Here is a 17,671-nt window from a genome sequence, read left to right as displayed (position 1 = left end):
TCCCTTAATGCAGATTATGCTGGCTGCCGGTGCCTTCTTCATCCATCAAACCGCGCCCTGTGCGGAAGCGGTCGAGGCGGAATTTGGCAGCCGGTTCATGGTGCTGGTCGGTCGCGATCAGATGCGCGAAGCTATAGCCAGAGCCGGGCACTGCCTTGAACCCGCCATAGCACCAGCCGCAATCGATATAGAGGCCGTCTGTGTCGGTCTTGTCGATGATGGGCGAGCCATCGGGCGTCATGTCCATGATCCCGCCCCAACTGCGCAGCACCCGCGCCTTGCCGATCATCGGCATCAGGGTCATCGCGGCCTCCATCACATGCTCTTTCATCGGCAGGTTTCCGCGGCTGGCATATGAGCTGTAGAAATCGAGGTCTCCGCCAAAGACCAACCCGCCCTTATCGGACTGGCTGATATAGAAATGCCCCATGCCGAAGCTGACCACATGATCGATGCAGGGCTTGAGGCCTTCGGTGACAAAGGCTTGCAACACGTGGCTTTCAATCGGCAGACGCATCCCCGCCATCGCCGCGACCTGCCCCGAGCGGCCCGCCACAACAATCGCAACCTTCTTGGCCCGGATCGCCCCGCGCGACGTCTGCACGCCGCGCACCTTGCCGTTTTCAATATCAATGCCGGTGACTTCGCAGTTCTGGATCAGGTCCACGCCCCGCTGATCCGCCCCGCGCGCATAGCCCCAGGCCACTGCGTCATGGCGCGCGGTCCCGCCACGCGGGTGGAGCAAGCCACCGTAAATCGGAAACCGCACATTGTCGAAATCAAGATACGGCAGGTGTTCGCGCACCCCATCGCGGTCCAGCAATACCGCGTCATCGCCTTGGTTGATCATCGCATTGCCGCGCCGCGCGAAGGCGTCGCGCTGGCCGTCGGAATGAAACAGATTGATCAACCCGCGCTGGGAATGCATGGCGTTGTAGTTGAGATCCTGCTCCATCCCCTCCCACAGCTTGAGGGAGTGCGAATAGAACTCCGAATTGCCGGGCAGGAAATAGTTGGCACGCACAATCGTGGTGTTACGACCCACATTGCCGCCCCCCAGATATCCCTTCTCGAGCACGGCGATATTCTTCATGCCATGGTTCTTGGCCAGATAATAAGCCGTCGACAGACCATGCCCGCCGCCGCCGATAATCACGATATCATATTCGGATTTCGGTTCGGGATTGCGCCAAACGGGCTTCCAGCCACGATTGCCAAACAAACCTTCCTTTAGCACCTGAAGCGCGTTGTAGCGCATGTTGGTTATCCTCGGATGTGATTGAGCTCACTCAAGCAACATCAACGATCCGCTGCAAGACCGCAGGCCGCTTTTCGACACGAAGACGTCCCGGAACGACCCGATACCATTCGCTTTTCTCAAATATCCAAAAAACGCGGGGATGAAATCCCCGCGCGGAGCGACGCGGGCGAAGCCCGCGGCGCAAAACCTCAACCCGCTTGAAACAGGTCTTCAGATTCCCTTCGCGCGGTAGCTTTGCGCGACCTTGTCGATCGACACCAGATACGCCGCCGTGCGTAAATCCGTGACATCCTCTCGCGCGTGCCAAACCTCGCGCATGGACTGATAGGCAATGCGCATCGTGTCATCTAGACCCGAACGCACCAGCTCCAACTCATCCGCGCCGCGCAGATATTTCGATTTGAAATCGGGCGTCATCGTCCAGGCGTCCCCCAGATGATCGGATAACCGCTCCAGCTCGTCGACAACAAGCTGGTGACGCGCCTCTTCCTGGCGGCGTTGCATGCGACCAAAGCGGATATGGCTCAGGTTCTTGACCCATTCGAAGTATGACACCGTCACACCCCCCGCATTGGCATACATGTCAGGTATAATCACGCAGCCCTTCTCACGCAAAATCTGATCAGCTCCAGCAGTTACAGGGCCATTGGCAGCCTCAATGATCAAAGGGGCTTTGATCCGGGCGGCGTTTGCGAGGTTGATCACACCCTCCAACGCAGCGGGGATCAGGATGTCGCATTCATGCTCCAACACGCTGGCCCCATCCGGTACGAACGTGCCAAACGGGCTGCCCTCAACCCCGCCATGGCCCGCGATCCAGTCGCGTAAGCCATCCACGTCAATGCCAGCGTCATTCACGATGGCCCCGTCGCGTTCAATCACGCCGACAATCTTGGAGCCATCTTCCTCGGACAGGAACTTCGCCGCGTGATAGCCCACATTGCCCAAACCCTGCACCACAACCTTCTTGCCGTCGAGCTTTCCGGTCATTCCGGCCATCTCCATATCGCGCTTGTCGCGGAAGAACTCGCGCAGGGCATATTGCACACCGCGGCCTGTCGCTTCCACCCGGCCATGGATGCCGCCCGCATTCAGCGGCTTGCCAGTGACACAGGCGCGACCGTTGATATCGGTCGTGTTCATGCGGTTATATTGATCGGCAATCCACGCCATCTCCCGCTCGCCGGTGCCCATATCGGGGGCCGGCACGTTTTGCGAGGGATGGATCAGGTCGCGTTTGGCCAATTCATAGGCAAAGCGGCGGGTTATAAGCTCCAGCTCATGTTCTTCATAATCGCGCGGGTCAATGCAAAGCCCGCCTTTGGAGCCCCCAAAAGGAGCTTCCACCAGCGCGCATTTATAAGTCATCAGCGCAGCGAGCGCTTCAACTTCGTCCTGATTGACCGACGGCGCATAGCGAATGCCGCCTTTGACCGGCTCCATATGTTCCGAATGCACCGAGCGGTAGCCGGTCAGCGTCACGATCTGCCCACGCAGGCGCACGCCGAAGCGCACGGTATAGGTGGCGTTACAAACGCGGATCTTCTCTTCAAGCCCGGGAGGCAGGTCCATCAGCGCAACCGCGCGGTTGAACATCAGATCGACCGATTGGCGAAAGCTCGGCTCGTTGAAGGGTTTGTTCTGGTTCATTGGGGGCCTCCCTTGGTATCCCTGACGCGCGACTCAGATCAGGCGTCAGGGTTGAGCCTAAGCGCGAAACGATCACAAATTCATTAACCAAAGTCGCGGCAGCGCAGCATAATCCTGACCCATAAGAAGCTCGAATCGAACAGGTCTTTGCGCGATGGGCCAATTGTTTCGCCATCTCAAACAATTAACCTTTCAGTAACGCTTTACTGCCCAGATCGCTTTGAAAAGCACCTATTTAGGGCGAATTTTGCCTTATTGACGCCCTTTTTTCCCAGCAAACAAACCTTTGAGTTTCTCCGACTTGGGGAGGAGTGCGCCTTGTGCGCTAGGAAAGGGAACGACATGCGGTTTGGACAGAAACGTCTAGGACAACCGGGGGCACTGGACACAACATTCTTCGCGCGATTTGCGCGGGAGGAAGACGGTAGTTTGACGATTTTCAGTCTGTTCTTGATGCTGGCGATGCTTCTGACGACGGGACTAGCGGTCGATGTCATGCGCTATGAAAATCAAGATACGCTGCTGCGCAACACCGCAGACAGTGCCGTTCTGGCCTGTGCGGACATGCAGCAAGAGCAAGACCCCAAATCCGTGGTACTTGATTTCTTTGAAGCCCGCGGACTGTCGCACGTCATCTCGGAGGACGGTATCAAGGTCGAGGAAGGCCTGAATTTCCGTCGATGTGACGTTGAAGTCGCCGCCAACATGCAAACAATGTTCATCGACGCCGATATCTTCACCAACGATGGCTACGAAGGTATCAAATATCTGTCGAGCGACAAGACCTCCGCAGCTGAAGAGCGTATCACGGATATCGAAATCTCGCTGGTGCTGGACGTGTCCGGTTCGATGGGCGGTTCCAAGATCCGTGACCTCCATGATGCGGGTAAAAAATTCGTCGACGATGTGATCCGAGAAGAGTTCCAGGGTGTGTCGGGAACCACATCTATTTCCGTCATCCCCTATAACGGGAAGGTCAATGCCGGTAAGGAACTGGCGGACGCGTTTGGCGTGGCCGCACAGTATAGCAATGGCACCAGCGCATCGCATTGTGTGCGCTTCAAGCCTGAGCACTTCCAATACACCAATTTCCCGACAGGCACCGTTCGGCGTATTGCGCATTACGATGCGGACACGAACTACTACAACGATCAGAACGACAATGAGGACCGTATCCTGCGGCCGCATTGCCAAACCGATCCGAACGACCGCAACAAGATCATGGTCCACGAGATCGATCCCGAAAAGCTGAAGACCAAGATTGGTCGACTGACGACGGGCGGCTGGACTGCGACCGATGTTGGTGCCAAGTGGGGCACCGTCCTGTTGGACCCGACTTCGCGCGACAACATTTCATCGCTGGTTGATGAATCCGTGAACACGCGTCCGGAGGATTTTCTGGACCCTGAGACAATGAAGGTCCTGGTGATCATGACCGATGGCGACAACACCCGCCAATATGACCTGAAAGAAGAGTTCAAGACAGGCATGTCGCATGTCTATTACTCGGAAAACAAGGACCGCTATATCGTCAATCTCGATTGGCGCAGCTCAGGCCAGAAGCAATGGTATTTGCCCCATAACGACAAAGAGCGGTGGAACGTGCCGAACAATATGTCGGACATCGTTCAGGTGTCCTGGCCGGACCTGATGCAGCGTTACAATCTCGAATACATCTCCGAGTATTTCTACGACAACTATAACACGTGGGAGAACAAGACGCGCTGGGCAGAAGAAGAGTTCACCAATGATACCAATGGTGCAGGTAATGCGTTGGCCGATTCTAACCTCCTGGCCGTATGCGAAAAAGCACGGGAGAAGCAAATTCTGATCTACACGATCGCCTTCTCGGCACCGGCCCATGCGCAAAATATCCTGACACAATGCGCAGGTGCGAGCGGCAATGCGTTGATTGTTGGGTCGAACAACCTCGACAATGCGTTCGAGACAATCGCCAGTAAGATCAACCACTTGAAACTGATCCAGTAATGCGTTTCTTCCGCGAAATCACACGCCGTATCAAGCGGTTTCACCACGACGAGAAGGGCAACGCGACCGTTGAGTTCGTGCTGCTATTCCCGCTCTACATGTGGGTGTTCATTTCATCCATCGAGTCTGGGTTGTTGATGACGCGCAACGCGATGCTGGAGCGTGGCGTCGATCTGGTACGGCGTGAAATTCGGCTGAATGCTGCTTGGCAGCCCACTGAGGAGCAACTCAAGCGCGAGATTTGCAATGTCGGCGGGATGTTCAGCAATTGCGAACAGAATCTGCGGATCGAAATGACCCGCATTAACCCGCAAAATCCGGTGTACCCGGACGAGACCGCCCCTTGTGTTGATCGCGGCAATCCTGGAGACAGCAAGTCGGCCATTTCGTCAAACATCCAGAACGAGCTGATGTTGCTTCGGGTCTGCGCCCTCGTCGACCCAATCATTCCGAATTACCGGTTCTCGCGGTTCTTCCATCAGCAGACAGAGGAATCGCAGACCCGTCTTTCGATGATGGGCCTAGGTTCAATGGTGCCGCTTCAAAAAGGTGGTGGCATCGCACTTGTCGTGTCGACCATGTATGTCGTGGAGCCTCTCTGATGTTGAAAGCACTGCGTCTTCGCGTTCTGGATTTCGGATCGGACTCCTCTGGCAGCATGTCGGTCGAAACGGTTTTGATCTTTCCACTTCTGCTGTGGTTCTACCTTAGCACGTTCACCTATTTTGATGCCTACCGCACGCAAGGCACGAATTTGAAAGCAACCTACACGATTGCAGATGCGATTTCGCGTGAGCAGGATGGCGTCAACGCGAGATATCTAACGACATCCTATGAGTTACTGCGGTTTCTCAATAACACATCGCATAATGCGCGCCTTCGTGTAACCGTGTTCAGCCGTGACCCTGACAATAACAATAACTTCATTCTTGGACCGACGGGTTGGTCCTGCACGCGCGGAAACGGTGGCGCGAACTTCAAAAAACACACGGCGGCAAGCCTGAACGCGATGCGCTCGCAGATTCCCAATTCACCGAGCCCTGATCAACTGATCATGGTTGAAACATTTGTGGACTATGCACCACCATTCTCAGCGCGCTTGTTCGACGACGAAGTGCCGACTGATGGAATGATACATCAAGCAAACCCCGACGGTATTATGATCGGTCTGTCGCCGACAACATTTAGCCATCGCGAGATCTTGAGCCCTCGCTCAGAGGCACTTGTGATGCCTCTGATGCCGAACTCCAACGCCTGCAACTGACGCTTCGGTGTCGCCCCTCACTCCCGCTCCGCAAGGATCGCGCTGATAATCTCGGACATGAACTTAGCTTGAGAGGCGGCGGTTGCTCCGCCGACGCCGATGCGTCTTCCGAACCGCCAATACATGCCCGGCGACCAGACGCGCGCGCCTTTTTCCTTAGTGCGCAGCAGGAACCCGTTGGACGGCTTGAAGGCGAAAACGCCGCGATCCACGGCTTCGATGTTGTCCGTTGTCACGATGATCTCTCCGCCGCGGATGCGCAGGGCGTCCCGGGTCAGCTCGAGCGCCTGTTCGGTTGCACGCCAGAGACGGCGGGCCTCAAGGAGCGCCAATGCCCCGATGATCATCAAAAACGCCTGATAGAGAAAGCCCGCCTGTGCGGTGTTAAAGCTCAGCACCACCAGCAGCACGCCCAGCATCGACAGCACGCCTACGGCAAACCAGCGGCGCGGGGTCGAGGCCTGTAATGTGGCGAGGATTTCGGGATCGGACATGAATGCGGCTCCGGCGTTTGGACTGCCGCCTCATACTGTGTTGCGCAGGTCTTGGCGAGACCTGTTCGTTTGTGCACAGCATCCCTGTCCTACCAAACCCTTCGCGCAATTGTGCGTGACCCCTATGCGCCTTATCTGACGCAGGGAAAGGAGAACGATCATGTCTCTCAGACCTACTTTGGAAACACGTCAGGCCATTCCCACAATGGAAGGCGCGGGCGTCAAACTGCACCGGGCCTTTGGTTTTCAGGACCCAAGCGAGCTGGATCCGTTCCTGCTCTTTGATGATTTTCGTAACGAGCGGCCGCAGGACTTTGAGGCCGGCTTCCCGTGGCATCCCCATCGCGGGATCGAAACGATCACCTATGTGCTGAACGGCACCGTCGATCATGGCGACAGCCTTGGAAATGAGGGCACTCTGGGCGCGGGCGATGTGCAATGGATGACCGCAGGCTCAGGCATTCTGCATCAGGAAATGCCGCATGGGAACGCGCAAGGCCAGATGCACGGCTTTCAGCTTTGGGCGAACCTGCCCTCGTCGCTGAAGATGACCGCACCGCGCTATCAGGATGTGCAAGGCAAGGACATTCCCGAGGTGATCGATGATGACGGCACCCGTGTGAAGGTGATTGTCGGGGAATTCTGGGGCAAATCGGGGCCGGTGGACGGTATTGCAGCCGATCCGCAATATCTCGACATCTTTGTGCCAGCGGGCGTGAAGAAGACCTTCAAGGTCGACACCTATCGCCGGGCCTTTGCCTATGTGTTTGAGGGCGCAGGTGCCTTTGCCGATGCGTCCGACCCACAAGGTGTCTTGCTGGAAAAAGAGGTGGCCGGGCAAGAGGTCAATATCCGCGATCTTTCAGGCAACCGGACCCTCATCCGCTTTGGCACGGGCGAGGAAGTCACCGTACAGGCAGGCGAAGAAGGCGTGCGTTTCTTGCTGGTCTCAGGCGCGCCCATTCAGGAGCCTGTGGCGTGGCACGGGCCGATTGTGATGAACACGCAAGAAGAGTTGCAAACCGCCATGCGAGAACTGCGCAACGGGACGTTTATCAAGCCTGCGCATTAAAACGAGTGGCAGCGCCCTTTGGTGGGCGCTGCAGCCTCCGGCGGGAGTATTTTTGCAAAGATGAAAACCGCTTCAGGCTGCCACGGCGCGGCGCACGAGGGTCCAGTAGAGATCGGCCAGATCGGTTTTGCTGAGCGGGCCATCCTCGCGATACCACGTATTCACGCCTGTCAGCATGGCGATCACCGCGAAGGTGGTCACGCGCGGCTCGTCCAATGCGAATTGGCCTGTGGATTGGCCGTCTTTCAGGATTGCGTCCAGATGGCTCTCATAACGGCTCCGCAGGACCTCAATAGCGCTGAAATTGTCAGGCGAGAGGTTGCGCAGCTCCATATAGGAGATGAAGACCTGATCGGGGCGTTCGATGTGATAGGCGATGTGGAAGCGGCAGAAGGCTTCAAGCCGGGTCATCGGATCACCTGTTCCGGGAAGCTGACCAAGCGCGTCCAGTAGGTGCTCCATATGGGTGCGCAGCAAATCAAAGAGCAGCGTCTGTTTGTCGTTGGTGTAATTGTAAAGCGCACCAGCCTGCACGCCGACCTCGGCTGCGATCTGGCGCATGGAGACAGCGGCGAAGCCATGCTGCGCGATCAGGCGCAGGGCGGCGGCCTGCACACGCGGGCCAGTAATTTCCGAATGAGAGCCTGTTTTGCGCGCCATGCCATTTGATAACTGAACAGCCGTTCACTGCAAAGCCCCGCTTTGCAAGCCGCGCGCGGGCGGTTAGAGTGCGCCCATGATGATGCGTATGCTCCCTTTTATGGTCCTGATGCTGGCGGGCTGTGGCGACTTTCCCAAGCTGGAAACGCCTGCCCCCGATGACACGGCTCAGAAGGGCTTTTTGCAATTGGCCCCGATTGACCGGCTGACCGCGCGGGGTGACATCCTGACCGTGTCGGAGGATACGACCCTGACCCTGCAAGAGCGGGTGCAAAACCTCAAAAACCGCGCCGAGGCGCTGCGCAGCCCGGTGCTGAGCGATGCAGACAAGGACCGGCTTGAGGAAGATCTGTTCGAAGGTCTGCCCGAAGACGGCTAACGGCGGTTGCCGTGTGCGCGCCAAGCATGTAGATGCGCTGCAACGCGACGATAAGGCTAAGGGGCGCAGCGCATGACATCTCCTTTACGTTTGGGCATTGCCGGTTTGGGCACCGTGGGAGCCGGGGTCGTCAAGATCATCCGTGCCGAGGCAGAGCTACTGAGTGCACGTGCCGGACGCCCGGTGACGATCTCTGCCGTGTCCGCCCGCTCGCGCGATAAGGATCGCGGCGTTCCTTTGAAAGGATATGCGTGGGAAGATGATCCCGTGGCGCTGGCCAAGCGCGACGATGTCGACGTTTTCGTTGAACTTATGGGCGGCTCTGACGGGCCAGCCAAGGCCGCGACCGAGGCCGCTTTGGCCGCGGGCAAGGATGTGGTCACTGCCAACAAGGCAATGCTGGCGCTGCATGGTCAGGCTCTGGCGGAACAGGCCGAAGCCGAAGGGCGCGTGATCCGCTTCGAGGCCGCTGTTGCAGGTGGCATCCCGGTGGTGAAATCGCTGACCGAAGGGCTGGCGGGCAACAACATGACCCGCGTAATGGGTGTGATGAACGGCACCTGCAACTACATCCTGACCCGGATGGAGAGCGCAGGCCTGCCCTATGACGAGGTGTTCGAGGAAGCCAATAAACTGGGTTATCTGGAAGCCGATCCGACACTGGATGTGGGCGGCATTGATGCAGGTCACAAGCTGGCGCTATTGGCCTCTATCGCCTTTGGCACAAAGGTCGATTTCGGCGCGATGCAGTTGGAAGGGATCGAGCGGATTTCCATCGACGATATCACGCGCGCGGCTGATATGGGCTATAAGGTCAAGCTGCTGGGCGTGGCCCAGATGACCGGGCGCGGGCTGGAACAGCGCATGTCGCCGTGCCTTGTGCCTGCAACCTCACCGCTGGGTCAGTTGGAGAACGCGACGAATATGGTTGTGCTCGAAGGCGATCAGGTCGGTCAGATCGTGCTGCGCGGTGCCGGCGCTGGCGAAGGCCCCACGGCAAGCGCGGTTCTGTCAGACGTCATGGATATCGCGCGCGGCATCCGGGTCAGCACCTTTGGGCGCCCGGCCGAGACATTGGTGCCAGCCACTGCGGCGAACGAGTTGCAGCCAGCCGCTTATTATCTGCGCATGGACTTGCAGGACAAACCCGGCGCACTGGCCAAAATCGCGACCCTGCTGGGCGAGCATGGTATTTCGATTGACCGGATGCGCCAATATAACCACGAGATGTCGACAGCGCCCGTGCTGATCGTAACCCACAAGACCACGAAAGACGCGCTGGACGCAGCGCTGGACGGGTTCGGCGCGACCGGTGTCGTCGCCACGCCCCCCGTCGCCATTCGCATCGAAGAGGTCTGAGCCCTTCGCATCCTTCGCGCGCCGTTCTATGAAGGGCGTGCCACTTGAAACGACCACAGGATAATGTCCATGACTGCCACACCTGATTTCAACGACCGTATGCTCTCTCTGGGTCTCGCACGGGTGTCAGAGGCAGCCGCCCTCGCCTCGGCCAAACTGATCGGACGCGGAGATGAGAAAGCCGCCGATCAGGCCGCCGTGGACGCTATGCGCACGCAGCTCAATATGCTCGACATCAATGGTGTCGTGGTGATCGGCGAAGGGGAGCGGGACGAAGCGCCTATGCTGTATATCGGCGAAGAGGTCGGCACCGGCAAAGGCCCCGGCGTGGATATCGCGCTGGACCCGCTGGAAGGCACGACGCTGACGGCGAAGGATATGCCGAACGCGCTGGCCGTGATCGCGATGGGGCCCCGCGGGTCGATGCTGCACGCGCCGGATGTCTATATGGAAAAGCTGGCCATCGGGCCGGGCTATGCGACTGATGTCGTCACGCTGGATATGTCGCCAGCCGAGCGGGTTGCAGCGCTGGCAAAAGCGCGCAACTGCAAAATGGACGACATCACCGTCTGCGTTCTGGAACGCCCGCGCCATCAAGAGATGATTGCCGAGATCCGGTCGACCGGTGCTGCGATCCGGCTGATTACGGATGGCGATGTGGCAGGTGTCATGCACTGCGCCGAGGCCGACGTGACCGGCATCGATATGTATATGGGCGAAGGGGGCGCGCCTGAGGGTGTGCTGGCCGCGGCTGCGTTGAAATGCATGGGTGGGCAGATTTACGGTCGTCTGCTGTTTCGCAATGATGATGAGCGGGGCCGCGCGGCGAAGGCCGGGATCACCGAGTTGGACCGCATCTACACGCGCGACGAGTTGGTCACCGACGATGTGATCTTTGCGGCAACGGGCGTAACCGATGGCTCGCTCGTTTCAGGCATCAAGCGCGAGGTTGGTTATCTGACCGCCGAAACGATCCTGATGCGCTCCAAGACAGGCTCTGTTCGCCGGATGATCTATCGCAACCCGACCGAGTAACCACATGGCCTCAAACGCTTTTCTGGGTGTTGATGCGTCGCTGACGGGCCGCCGCTGGGTGGGGCTGGACGCAAACGCAGACCGGCAGTCAGAGGCGATGATGCAAGCGACGGGATTACCCCGCGCGCTCTGCAATGTGTTGGTGCGACGGGGGGTCTTGGCCCAAGAGGCGACGCAATTTCTGGAACCTCAGTTGCGGGATTTGCTACCCGATCCACGCTCCTTGCGGGATATGGAGGCAGCAGCGGCGCGGTTTTTGGAGGCCGTGCGTAGCGGGCAGAAGATCGCGGTTTTCGCCGATTATGACGTCGATGGTGGGTCCTCCGCCGCGCTGCTTTTATGCTGGTTGCGCGATTTGGGGCGCGAGGCGACGCTCTATGTGCCCGACCGGATCGACGAGGGTTACGGGCCAAATGATACCGCGATGGCAGAGCTGGCTGAAGGTCACGACATGATCGTCTGCGTCGATTGCGGGACGCTGTCGCACGGGCCGATTGCAGCGGCGCGAGGCGCGGATGTGATCGTATTGGATCACCATTTGGGAGGCGAAACGCTTCCGCCGGCGCTGGCTGTGGTGAATCCGAACCGACAAGATGAAAGCGGTGATCTTGCGCATTTATGTGCGGCCGGTGTCGTCTTTCTGATGCTGGTGGAGGCCAATAGACAGATGCGCGAAGGTGGCGCGCAAACGCCCGATTTGATGGCGCTTCTTGATCTGGTCGCGCTCGCCACCGTGGCTGATGTCGCGCCCCTGATCGGCGTGAACCGCGCGTTGGTCCGCCAGGGATTGAAGGTCATGGCGCGCCGTCAGCGGCCCGGATTGGTGGCCTTGGGCGATGTTGCGCGGATGGATTCAGCCCCCAACTCCTACCATCTGGGTTTCATGCTGGGCCCGCGCGTCAATGCTGGCGGGCGGATCGGCAAAGCTGATCTGGGCGCACGGCTTTTAGCCACTGCAGACCCGAATGAGGCCGCCGCAATGGCCGAACGATTGGACGTGTTGAACTCTGAGCGCCGCGAGATCGAAAACGCCGTGCGCGCCGCCGCAATGGAACAGGCGGAGGCGCGCGGGCTCGACGCGCCGCTTGTCTGGGCCGCTGCCGATGGTTGGCATCCGGGCGTCGTGGGAATCGTTGCCTCGCGCCTGAAAGAGGCGACCAACCGCCCCGCGATTGTGATCGGCTTTGATGGGGATGCGGGCAAAGGATCGGGCCGCTCGATCAGCGGGGTCGATCTGGGCGCAAGCATCCAGCGCCTCGCCGAAGAAGGGCTGTTGGAGAAAGGCGGCGGGCATAAAATGGCGGCGGGTCTTTCGCTGAACCGCGCGCAGTTGGAGCCCGCGATGGCACGGCTTTCAGAGCTGCTGGCCAAGCAAGGCGCAGGAGAGGCGGGGCCGAAGGACTTGCGGTTGGACGGGATGCTCATGCCCAGTGGGGCAAGCATTGATCTTGTAGAACAGATTGAAAAGGCTGGACCTTTCGGCGCGGGCGCCCCTGCCCCGCGCTTTGCGTTTGCCGATGTGCAGGTGCTTTTTGCCAAGCCCGTGGGCGAAAGCCACCTCAAGCTGAGCTTTGGTGACGGGCTGGGTGCCAAGCTGGACGCGATTGCATTTGGGGCGTTTGATACCACCCTTGGCCCGACACTTTCGAGCCTCGACAAAGGCGCGCGGGTGCATCTTGCGGGACGGCTTGAAATCAACACCTGGGGCGGGCGGCAATCTGTTCAGCTGCGTCTGGAAGACGCCGCATTGGCACATCCATAAATCGTCACGTTTGGTGCAAAAACCCTCTTGCCACCGCCCAGCACTTTGCCTAGATAACGGCGCACTGAGAGTGGCCCGTTCGTCTATCGGTTAGGACGCCAGGTTTTCAACCTGGAAAGAGGGGTTCGATTCCCCTACGGGCTGCCATTTCTCCTTACAGCTTTGCATTGCCCAATGATTTCAGGATCGGACAATCCGGTCGGTCATCCCCCGCGCAGGCTTTCACAAGGCTGGACAGCGTATCGCGCATTTCTTCAAGATCGGTGATTTTCGCCTCGATATCTTTCAGATGATCGCGCGCCAATGCGCGCACGTCGGCACTGGCACGATCCTGATCCTCCCACAGGGCCAGCAATGTGCGGCAGTTTTCAATCGTGAACCCCAAGGCACGGGCGCGGCTGAGAAAGGCCAGCTTGTGCATGTCGCTGTCACGAAACGCGCGGTAGCCGTTAGTATCGCGCGGTGGGGCTACAAGGCCGATCTCTTCATAATAGCGGATCGTTTTCGGCGGGATGCCGGCACGTTTGGCCACTTCGGAGATGTTCATGCGGGAACCTCTTTGAAGGTCGGTTTGCTCGGGTCCGGGGCTGCGTGCGGGGCCGCGACCCAACGCAAGCGCAACGCATTGCCCAGCACGAAAAGGCTCGACAATGTCATCGCACCGGCGGCGAGCATAGGCGACAACAGCACGCCCGTCGCGGGGTAAAGAAGGCCCGCGGCAACCGGGATCAGCAGGATGTTATAGCCAAACGCCCAGACGAGGTTTTGTCGGATATTAGCCAGCGTTTTGCGGCTGATCTGCACGGCGTTTACCACGCCGTCCAGCGCGCCCGACATTAGCACCACATCTGCCGCTTCAATCGCCACATCCGTTCCGGTGCCGATCGCAATGCCGATATCAGCCGTCGCAAGCGCCGGGGCGTCGTTGATGCCGTCGCCAACAAAGGCGACCGCGCCGCCTGCTTGCAAGTCCTTGAGGGCATGCGCCTTTTGATCGGGCAACACGTCCGAGATGACGGTGTCGATACCAAGCTCATCTGCGATGGCCTGTGCGGCAGAGCGGGCATCTCCGGTGATCATGGCAATGCGCAGGCAATTGGCTTTGAGGGCGGTGATCGCCTGATGTGCCCCGCGTTTCACCGGGTCAGAGACAGCGAGCGCTGCCGCAAATTTTCCGTCGACCGCCACATAGATCGGCGTCTTTCCTGGGCCAAATTCAACCTCAGCCGGAAGTGCGATACCTTCCCGCGCTGCGAGACGCGCAGCTCCGATCAGGATGGATCGCCCGTCGATCTGCGCGCGCAACCCGTAGCCGGGCAAGGTTTGCGCCGCATCCACCGCGCCAAGTTTGAGGCCCATGGACTGCGCATGCGCGAGGATGGCGCGCGCGATGGGATGTTCGGAATGCGCCTCTGCTGCGGCGACCCAGGAGAGAACGCTCGCTTCGTCAAAGTCGGACGCAATATGGATATCGGTCAAAACAGGGCGACCTTCGGTCAACGTGCCTGTTTTGTCGAACGCGATTGTGCGCACCGATTGCAGGCTTTGCAGCGCATCACCTTTGCGAAACAGCACGCCCAGCTCTGCCGCGCGGCCTGTTCCGACCATGATCGACGTGGGTGTGGCCAAGCCCATTGCGCAAGGACAGGCGATAATCAGCACCGAGACGCCCGCGACCAAGGCAAAGCCAAGGGCCGGCTCTGGGCCGAAGGCAAGCCATGCGAGGATTGTGAGCGCGGCCACCGCCATGACCGCAGGCACGAACCATAAGGTTACCCGGTTCACCAAATCCTGAATGGGCAAGCGCGCGCCTTGGGCTTGGTTGACCATGCGGATGATCTGGGCCAGCACTGTCGCCTCGCCCACTGCGGTGGCGCGGATGTCCAACGCGCCTGCGCCATTGACCGTGCCACCAGTGACCGCATCGCCCGGTGCCTTTGCGACGGCGAGCGGTTCCCCGGTGATCATGGCCTCGTTCACATAGCTTTCGCCAGAGGTGACCAATGCGTCTGTCGGGATCGTTTCGCCGGGGCGAACACGTAGAAGGTCTCCGGCACGCAGGTCGGCAACGGGGCGTTCTTGCAGGGTGTCGCCGTCGATGACCAAAGCCATTTTAGGACGTAGGTTCAGTAGCTTGCGGATCGCAGAACCGGTCCGCCCCTTGGCGCGGGCCTCAAGGGTGCGGCCCAGCAAGATGAGGGTGACGATCACGGCGGCAGCCTCGAAATAGACGGCTCGTGCGCCGGGTGGCAGAAGCGATGGGGCGAAAAGGGCCACCGTCGAGAAGCCCCATGCGGCAGAGGTGCCGAGCGCGACAAGCGCGTTCATATCGGGGGCGCGGCGCAGCAAGGCCGGGATGCCGAGACGGAAAAAACGTGCACCGGGCCAGAGGAGCACAAGGCTGGTAAGCACAAACTGGATCAACCAACTGGTCTGAAGGCCAATATTGGCCATGACCCAATGATGAAAAACGGGGATCAGATGGCCACCCATTTCAAGGATGAAAACCGGCAGCGTCAGCAGGGCCGCAATCAACGTCATGCGGCGCAGTTCGGTGCTGTCATCGGCGGGGGTGGCGGGCTGCTCTGCCAATTCGAGTTCGGCGGGATAACCGGCTTGGGCCAATGCGCCCGAGATAGCGCTGGGTGCAGGGCCGCCGACAAGGGTCGTTACACGCGCTGTTTTGGTGGCCAGATTGGATTGTGCGGACAAAATGCCCGGCACCGCGTTCAAAGCGGCTTCGATGCGGGCGGAACATGCGCCGCAGTTCATGCCGGCGATGGCGAAATTATATGTCTCTGTGCGGGCGGGCGTTCCAGCCTCTTCAAGGGACGCAAGAATCTGCAGCAAGTGCGACGGCCCTTGATCGAACTCAATGCGCAACATGCCAGTGGCCAGATTGACCTCGGCACGGTGGACGCAGTTCAGCTTGAGCAAAGCAGCTTCGGCGCGAGCTGCGCAGGCACCGCAATGCAGGTTATCAACCGGGAAGGTTTGAGTTTGGGTTTGAGGCGTCATGACCGGGATCTTTCAAAAGACACCCATGATATAGGGCTTCCAGTCACTGGAAGGTCAAGCACCCCACCCTGCGCACCTCGTCGCAGGGTCAGGCGGTTTTGCGGGCTTCATCTTCGATGTCCCGCAAGGCCGATGCGTAAAATGTGTGGCACGCCCGGCCCGCGCGTTTGGACGCATAAAGTGCGACATCCGCGTCATCCATCAGGATGGCGGCTTGCGGATCTTCGTAATCAGCGCTGATCGTGGTGCCCGCGCTGGCGGAAATACGGCACTCCTCCCCATTGAAGGGGATCGGTTTTTCAAGTGCCGCGATCAGGTGTGTCGCGAGGTCTTCGATGCGCGTTCGGTCTGTCAGGCCGTGCAGCAGCAAGACAAATTCGTCGCCCCCCACGCGGGCGATGGTATCGCCGGCACGGGTCGCCCCGATCAGCGCGCGTGCAACAACCTGCAAGACGTGATCGCCCGCGGCATGGCCCATCGTATCATTGACTGCTTTGAAGTAATCCAGATCGAGATGCATCAGCGCAAATGGCATCTGGTGATCCAGGACCCGGTCCAGCACATGATCCATCGCGCGGCGATTTTTCAGACCAGTCAGCGTGTCGGTGAAGGCCTGTTCTTCCGCGGCGATCTTGGCCCCTTGAAGACGTAGGTTCAGATCGCGCGATTCCTCCATCACGGCGGACTTGGCTTCAACGAGATACAGCATCTCGACCGTCAAATCGGTGGGCGCGAAATCGGAATTGGTCAGACCAAAGCGACCGACAGCCTCAATCACCGAGATCCCAAAGGACAGATTCAGGATCAAGCCCTGATTGGCCGGTTGGGCGACAAGAACCCCTTTGAAACTGGTCTGATCACCATTTCGAAATTGCAGATGAAGCGGGCGCCCTTCAAGGCTGAGCAAGCCTCGCATCGACGGCTCACACCGGGGGCGGCGGATGTCGAACACTTCAAGAAACCGCATACCAACCAGATCATCGCGCAGCAATTTGCGCAGCGTCGGGCCTGCATGGCTGATATGGCCAGTCGGGCCGACCAACATATGCATCGGCATCATCGTATCGAGAAATCGATTGAGATCACAAAGAGCCGTCATGGTGCACCCGTCGGAGCGGTGACCAGCTCGAAACTGCGGCCCTTTGCAAAGGCTTCCTCGACCACGTCAATCGAGAGGCTTTCGACGGCACCTTGTGTGCGTTGATGATCCAGCAAGACAAGCGCGCCGTAATCATCGGCCATCGCGCGCAGAACGCCCAACAGAACATAGCCAAACCCCGGCATGGCCCCATGGCATTCCAGCGAAAACCGGGACGGCGTATGATCGCGCAGCACAAGGTGCGGCAGGCCAAGATCAGGCACCGCAAGGCGTGCACGGTCGGGCAAATCATCGAGCGAGTGGATGAAGTCAATGAAATCCGCCCCGCTGAACCGCAGCAAGCGGCGCACGGCCCCTTGGGTCGGATGAGAAACAAGATAAGTTCCGAGATCTTCCAACAGCTCGTCACGGGGCTTGCCCAAAAGACCCACAGCCGCGTCCATCACGGCTTCGGTCAGGGCGTCGTCGTAATGCAACATCGCCTCGAACGCATTGAACCCCAGATCGGCGCGGCGGGTAACATCCTCCCACGCGGCGTCACCATAGGTATCAAGAACGAAACACTGGATCGCCCGGTTCACCAAACCATGCATGAAGTCACTCCTTACCGCGCTGATCCTGCGCAGAGG

General features: G+C 59.2%; 16 protein-coding genes and 1 tRNA gene. 9 read left to right on the top strand and 8 right to left on the bottom strand.

What is annotated here, in order from left to right; genetic code table 11:
- Positions 1-4 precede the first annotated feature (4 nt).
- The gene (locus KUW67_RS13640; RefSeq protein ID WP_224825873.1) at positions 5-1,258 is read right to left on the bottom strand and encodes a sarcosine oxidase subunit beta family protein; all 1,254 of its coding nucleotides are present in this window, start codon (positions 1,256-1,258) and stop codon (positions 5-7) included.
- Between the two features lie 213 nt (positions 1,259-1,471).
- Positions 1,472-2,911: a Glu/Leu/Phe/Val dehydrogenase gene (locus tag KUW67_RS13635; RefSeq protein WP_224825872.1), complete on the bottom strand. Its 1,440-nt coding sequence runs from the start codon at positions 2,909-2,911 to the stop codon at positions 1,472-1,474.
- Positions 2,912-3,253: 342 nt separating this feature from the next.
- On the opposite strand from KUW67_RS13635, the gene KUW67_RS13630 reads away from it, so the two are divergent.
- Genes KUW67_RS13630 through KUW67_RS13620 form a run of 3 tightly spaced genes read left to right on the top strand, consistent with a single transcriptional unit; the run spans position 3,254 to position 6,164 of the window.
- Positions 3,254-4,900 carry a Tad domain-containing protein gene (locus KUW67_RS13630; RefSeq protein WP_224825871.1) on the top strand — a complete coding sequence of 549 codons (1,647 nt, stop codon included), beginning with the start codon at positions 3,254-3,256 and terminating at the stop codon, positions 4,898-4,900.
- Entirely contained in the window at positions 4,900-5,502 is a 603-nt protein-coding gene (locus tag KUW67_RS13625) for a TadE/TadG family type IV pilus assembly protein (RefSeq protein ID WP_224825870.1), read from the top strand. Before KUW67_RS13630 ends, KUW67_RS13625 begins: the two co-directional genes overlap by 1 nt.
- Positions 5,502-6,164: a TadE/TadG family type IV pilus assembly protein gene (locus KUW67_RS13620; protein WP_224825869.1), complete on the top strand. Its 663-nt coding sequence runs from the start codon at positions 5,502-5,504 to the stop codon at positions 6,162-6,164. The genes KUW67_RS13625 and KUW67_RS13620 overlap by 1 nt, the downstream gene beginning before the upstream one ends.
- Positions 6,165-6,181: 17 nt before the next feature.
- On the opposite strand, the gene KUW67_RS13615 is transcribed toward KUW67_RS13620, so the two are convergent.
- A complete protein-coding gene (locus tag KUW67_RS13615) occupies positions 6,182-6,658 on the bottom strand; it encodes a hypothetical protein (protein ID WP_224825868.1) in 477 nt (158 codons plus the stop codon).
- A 160-nt stretch (positions 6,659-6,818) separates the two neighbouring features.
- Here KUW67_RS13615 and KUW67_RS13610 point away from each other — a divergent pair, with 160 nt between their 5' ends.
- Positions 6,819-7,730 carry a pirin family protein gene (locus KUW67_RS13610; RefSeq protein ID WP_224825867.1) on the top strand — a complete coding sequence of 304 codons (912 nt, stop codon included), beginning with the start codon at positions 6,819-6,821 and terminating at the stop codon, positions 7,728-7,730.
- 72 nt (positions 7,731-7,802) lie between these two features.
- Here the strand turns inward: KUW67_RS13610 and KUW67_RS13605 are convergent, their stop codons facing one another.
- On the bottom strand, positions 7,803-8,390 hold the full coding sequence (locus KUW67_RS13605) for a TetR/AcrR family transcriptional regulator (RefSeq protein WP_224825866.1): 588 nt from the start codon (positions 8,388-8,390) through the stop codon (positions 7,803-7,805).
- A gap of 88 nt (positions 8,391-8,478) precedes the next feature.
- On the opposite strand from KUW67_RS13605, the gene KUW67_RS13600 reads away from it, so the two are divergent.
- The 5 genes from KUW67_RS13600 to KUW67_RS13580 all read left to right on the top strand — a co-directional run bounded on the left by KUW67_RS13600 (position 8,479) and on the right by KUW67_RS13580 (position 13,072).
- On the top strand, positions 8,479-8,769 hold the full coding sequence (locus KUW67_RS13600; protein ID WP_224825865.1) for a hypothetical protein: 291 nt from the start codon (positions 8,479-8,481) through the stop codon (positions 8,767-8,769).
- A gap of 72 nt (positions 8,770-8,841) precedes the next feature.
- Positions 8,842-10,128: a homoserine dehydrogenase gene (locus tag KUW67_RS13595; protein WP_224825864.1), complete on the top strand. Its 1,287-nt coding sequence runs from the start codon at positions 8,842-8,844 to the stop codon at positions 10,126-10,128.
- A gap of 69 nt (positions 10,129-10,197) precedes the next feature.
- Positions 10,198-11,163: a class II fructose-bisphosphatase gene (glpX, locus tag KUW67_RS13590; protein WP_224825863.1), complete on the top strand. Its 966-nt coding sequence runs from the start codon at positions 10,198-10,200 to the stop codon at positions 11,161-11,163.
- Positions 11,164-11,167: 4 nt separating this feature from the next.
- Positions 11,168-12,925: a single-stranded-DNA-specific exonuclease RecJ gene (gene recJ / locus KUW67_RS13585; RefSeq protein ID WP_224825862.1), complete on the top strand. Its 1,758-nt coding sequence runs from the start codon at positions 11,168-11,170 to the stop codon at positions 12,923-12,925.
- 72 nt (positions 12,926-12,997) lie between these two features.
- Positions 12,998-13,072, top strand: a tRNA-Glu gene (locus tag KUW67_RS13580).
- Positions 13,073-13,079: 7 nt separating this feature from the next.
- Here the strand turns inward: KUW67_RS13580 and cueR are convergent.
- From cueR to KUW67_RS13560, 4 genes are all read right to left on the bottom strand, one after another.
- On the bottom strand, positions 13,080-13,472 hold the full coding sequence (gene cueR, locus KUW67_RS13575) for a Cu(I)-responsive transcriptional regulator (protein WP_224825861.1): 393 nt from the start codon (positions 13,470-13,472) through the stop codon (positions 13,080-13,082).
- The gene (locus KUW67_RS13570) at positions 13,469-15,943 is read right to left on the bottom strand and encodes a heavy metal translocating P-type ATPase (RefSeq protein ID WP_224825860.1); all 2,475 of its coding nucleotides are present in this window, start codon (positions 15,941-15,943) and stop codon (positions 13,469-13,471) included. Before KUW67_RS13570 ends, cueR begins: the two co-directional genes overlap by 4 nt.
- Before the next feature lie 88 nt (positions 15,944-16,031).
- Entirely contained in the window at positions 16,032-17,042 is a 1,011-nt protein-coding gene (locus KUW67_RS13565; protein ID WP_224825859.1) for a GGDEF domain-containing protein, read from the bottom strand.
- Positions 17,039-17,635, bottom strand: coding sequence for a heme NO-binding domain-containing protein (locus KUW67_RS13560; protein WP_224825858.1), 597 nt, complete (start codon positions 17,633-17,635; stop codon positions 17,039-17,041). The genes KUW67_RS13565 and KUW67_RS13560 overlap by 4 nt, the downstream gene beginning before the upstream one ends.
- Positions 17,636-17,671 lie beyond the last annotated feature (36 nt).

The organism is Cognatishimia sp. MH4019, assembly GCF_020177595.1.
Taxonomy (GTDB): domain Bacteria; phylum Pseudomonadota; class Alphaproteobacteria; order Rhodobacterales; family Rhodobacteraceae; genus JAHTBL01.
Note: the sequence above shows the minus strand (reverse complement) of the source record. Positions and strands in the feature narration are given on the sequence as shown.

Coding starts and splice junctions, on each gene's coding strand:
- KUW67_RS13640 (WP_224825873.1), bottom strand. CDS start 1,258: ATGCGCTACAACGCGCTTCAGGTGCTAAAGGAAGGTTTGTTTGGCAAT.
- KUW67_RS13635 (WP_224825872.1), bottom strand. CDS start 2,911: ATGAACCAGAACAAACCCTTCAACGAGCCGAGCTTTCGCCAATCGGTC.
- KUW67_RS13630 (WP_224825871.1), top strand. CDS start 3,254: ATGCGGTTTGGACAGAAACGTCTAGGACAACCGGGGGCACTGGACACA.
- KUW67_RS13625 (WP_224825870.1), top strand. CDS start 4,900: ATGCGTTTCTTCCGCGAAATCACACGCCGTATCAAGCGGTTTCACCAC.
- KUW67_RS13620 (WP_224825869.1), top strand. CDS start 5,502: ATGTTGAAAGCACTGCGTCTTCGCGTTCTGGATTTCGGATCGGACTCC.
- KUW67_RS13615 (WP_224825868.1), bottom strand. CDS start 6,658: ATGTCCGATCCCGAAATCCTCGCCACATTACAGGCCTCGACCCCGCGC.
- KUW67_RS13610 (WP_224825867.1), top strand. CDS start 6,819: ATGTCTCTCAGACCTACTTTGGAAACACGTCAGGCCATTCCCACAATG.
- KUW67_RS13605 (WP_224825866.1), bottom strand. CDS start 8,390: ATGGCGCGCAAAACAGGCTCTCATTCGGAAATTACTGGCCCGCGTGTG.
- KUW67_RS13600 (WP_224825865.1), top strand. CDS start 8,479: ATGCTCCCTTTTATGGTCCTGATGCTGGCGGGCTGTGGCGACTTTCCC.
- KUW67_RS13595 (WP_224825864.1), top strand. CDS start 8,842: ATGACATCTCCTTTACGTTTGGGCATTGCCGGTTTGGGCACCGTGGGA.
- glpX (WP_224825863.1), top strand. CDS start 10,198: ATGACTGCCACACCTGATTTCAACGACCGTATGCTCTCTCTGGGTCTC.
- recJ (WP_224825862.1), top strand. CDS start 11,168: ATGGCCTCAAACGCTTTTCTGGGTGTTGATGCGTCGCTGACGGGCCGC.
- cueR (WP_224825861.1), bottom strand. CDS start 13,472: ATGAACATCTCCGAAGTGGCCAAACGTGCCGGCATCCCGCCGAAAACG.
- KUW67_RS13570 (WP_224825860.1), bottom strand. CDS start 15,943: ATGACGCCTCAAACCCAAACTCAAACCTTCCCGGTTGATAACCTGCAT.
- KUW67_RS13565 (WP_224825859.1), bottom strand. CDS start 17,042: ATGACGGCTCTTTGTGATCTCAATCGATTTCTCGATACGATGATGCCG.
- KUW67_RS13560 (WP_224825858.1), bottom strand. CDS start 17,635: ATGCATGGTTTGGTGAACCGGGCGATCCAGTGTTTCGTTCTTGATACC.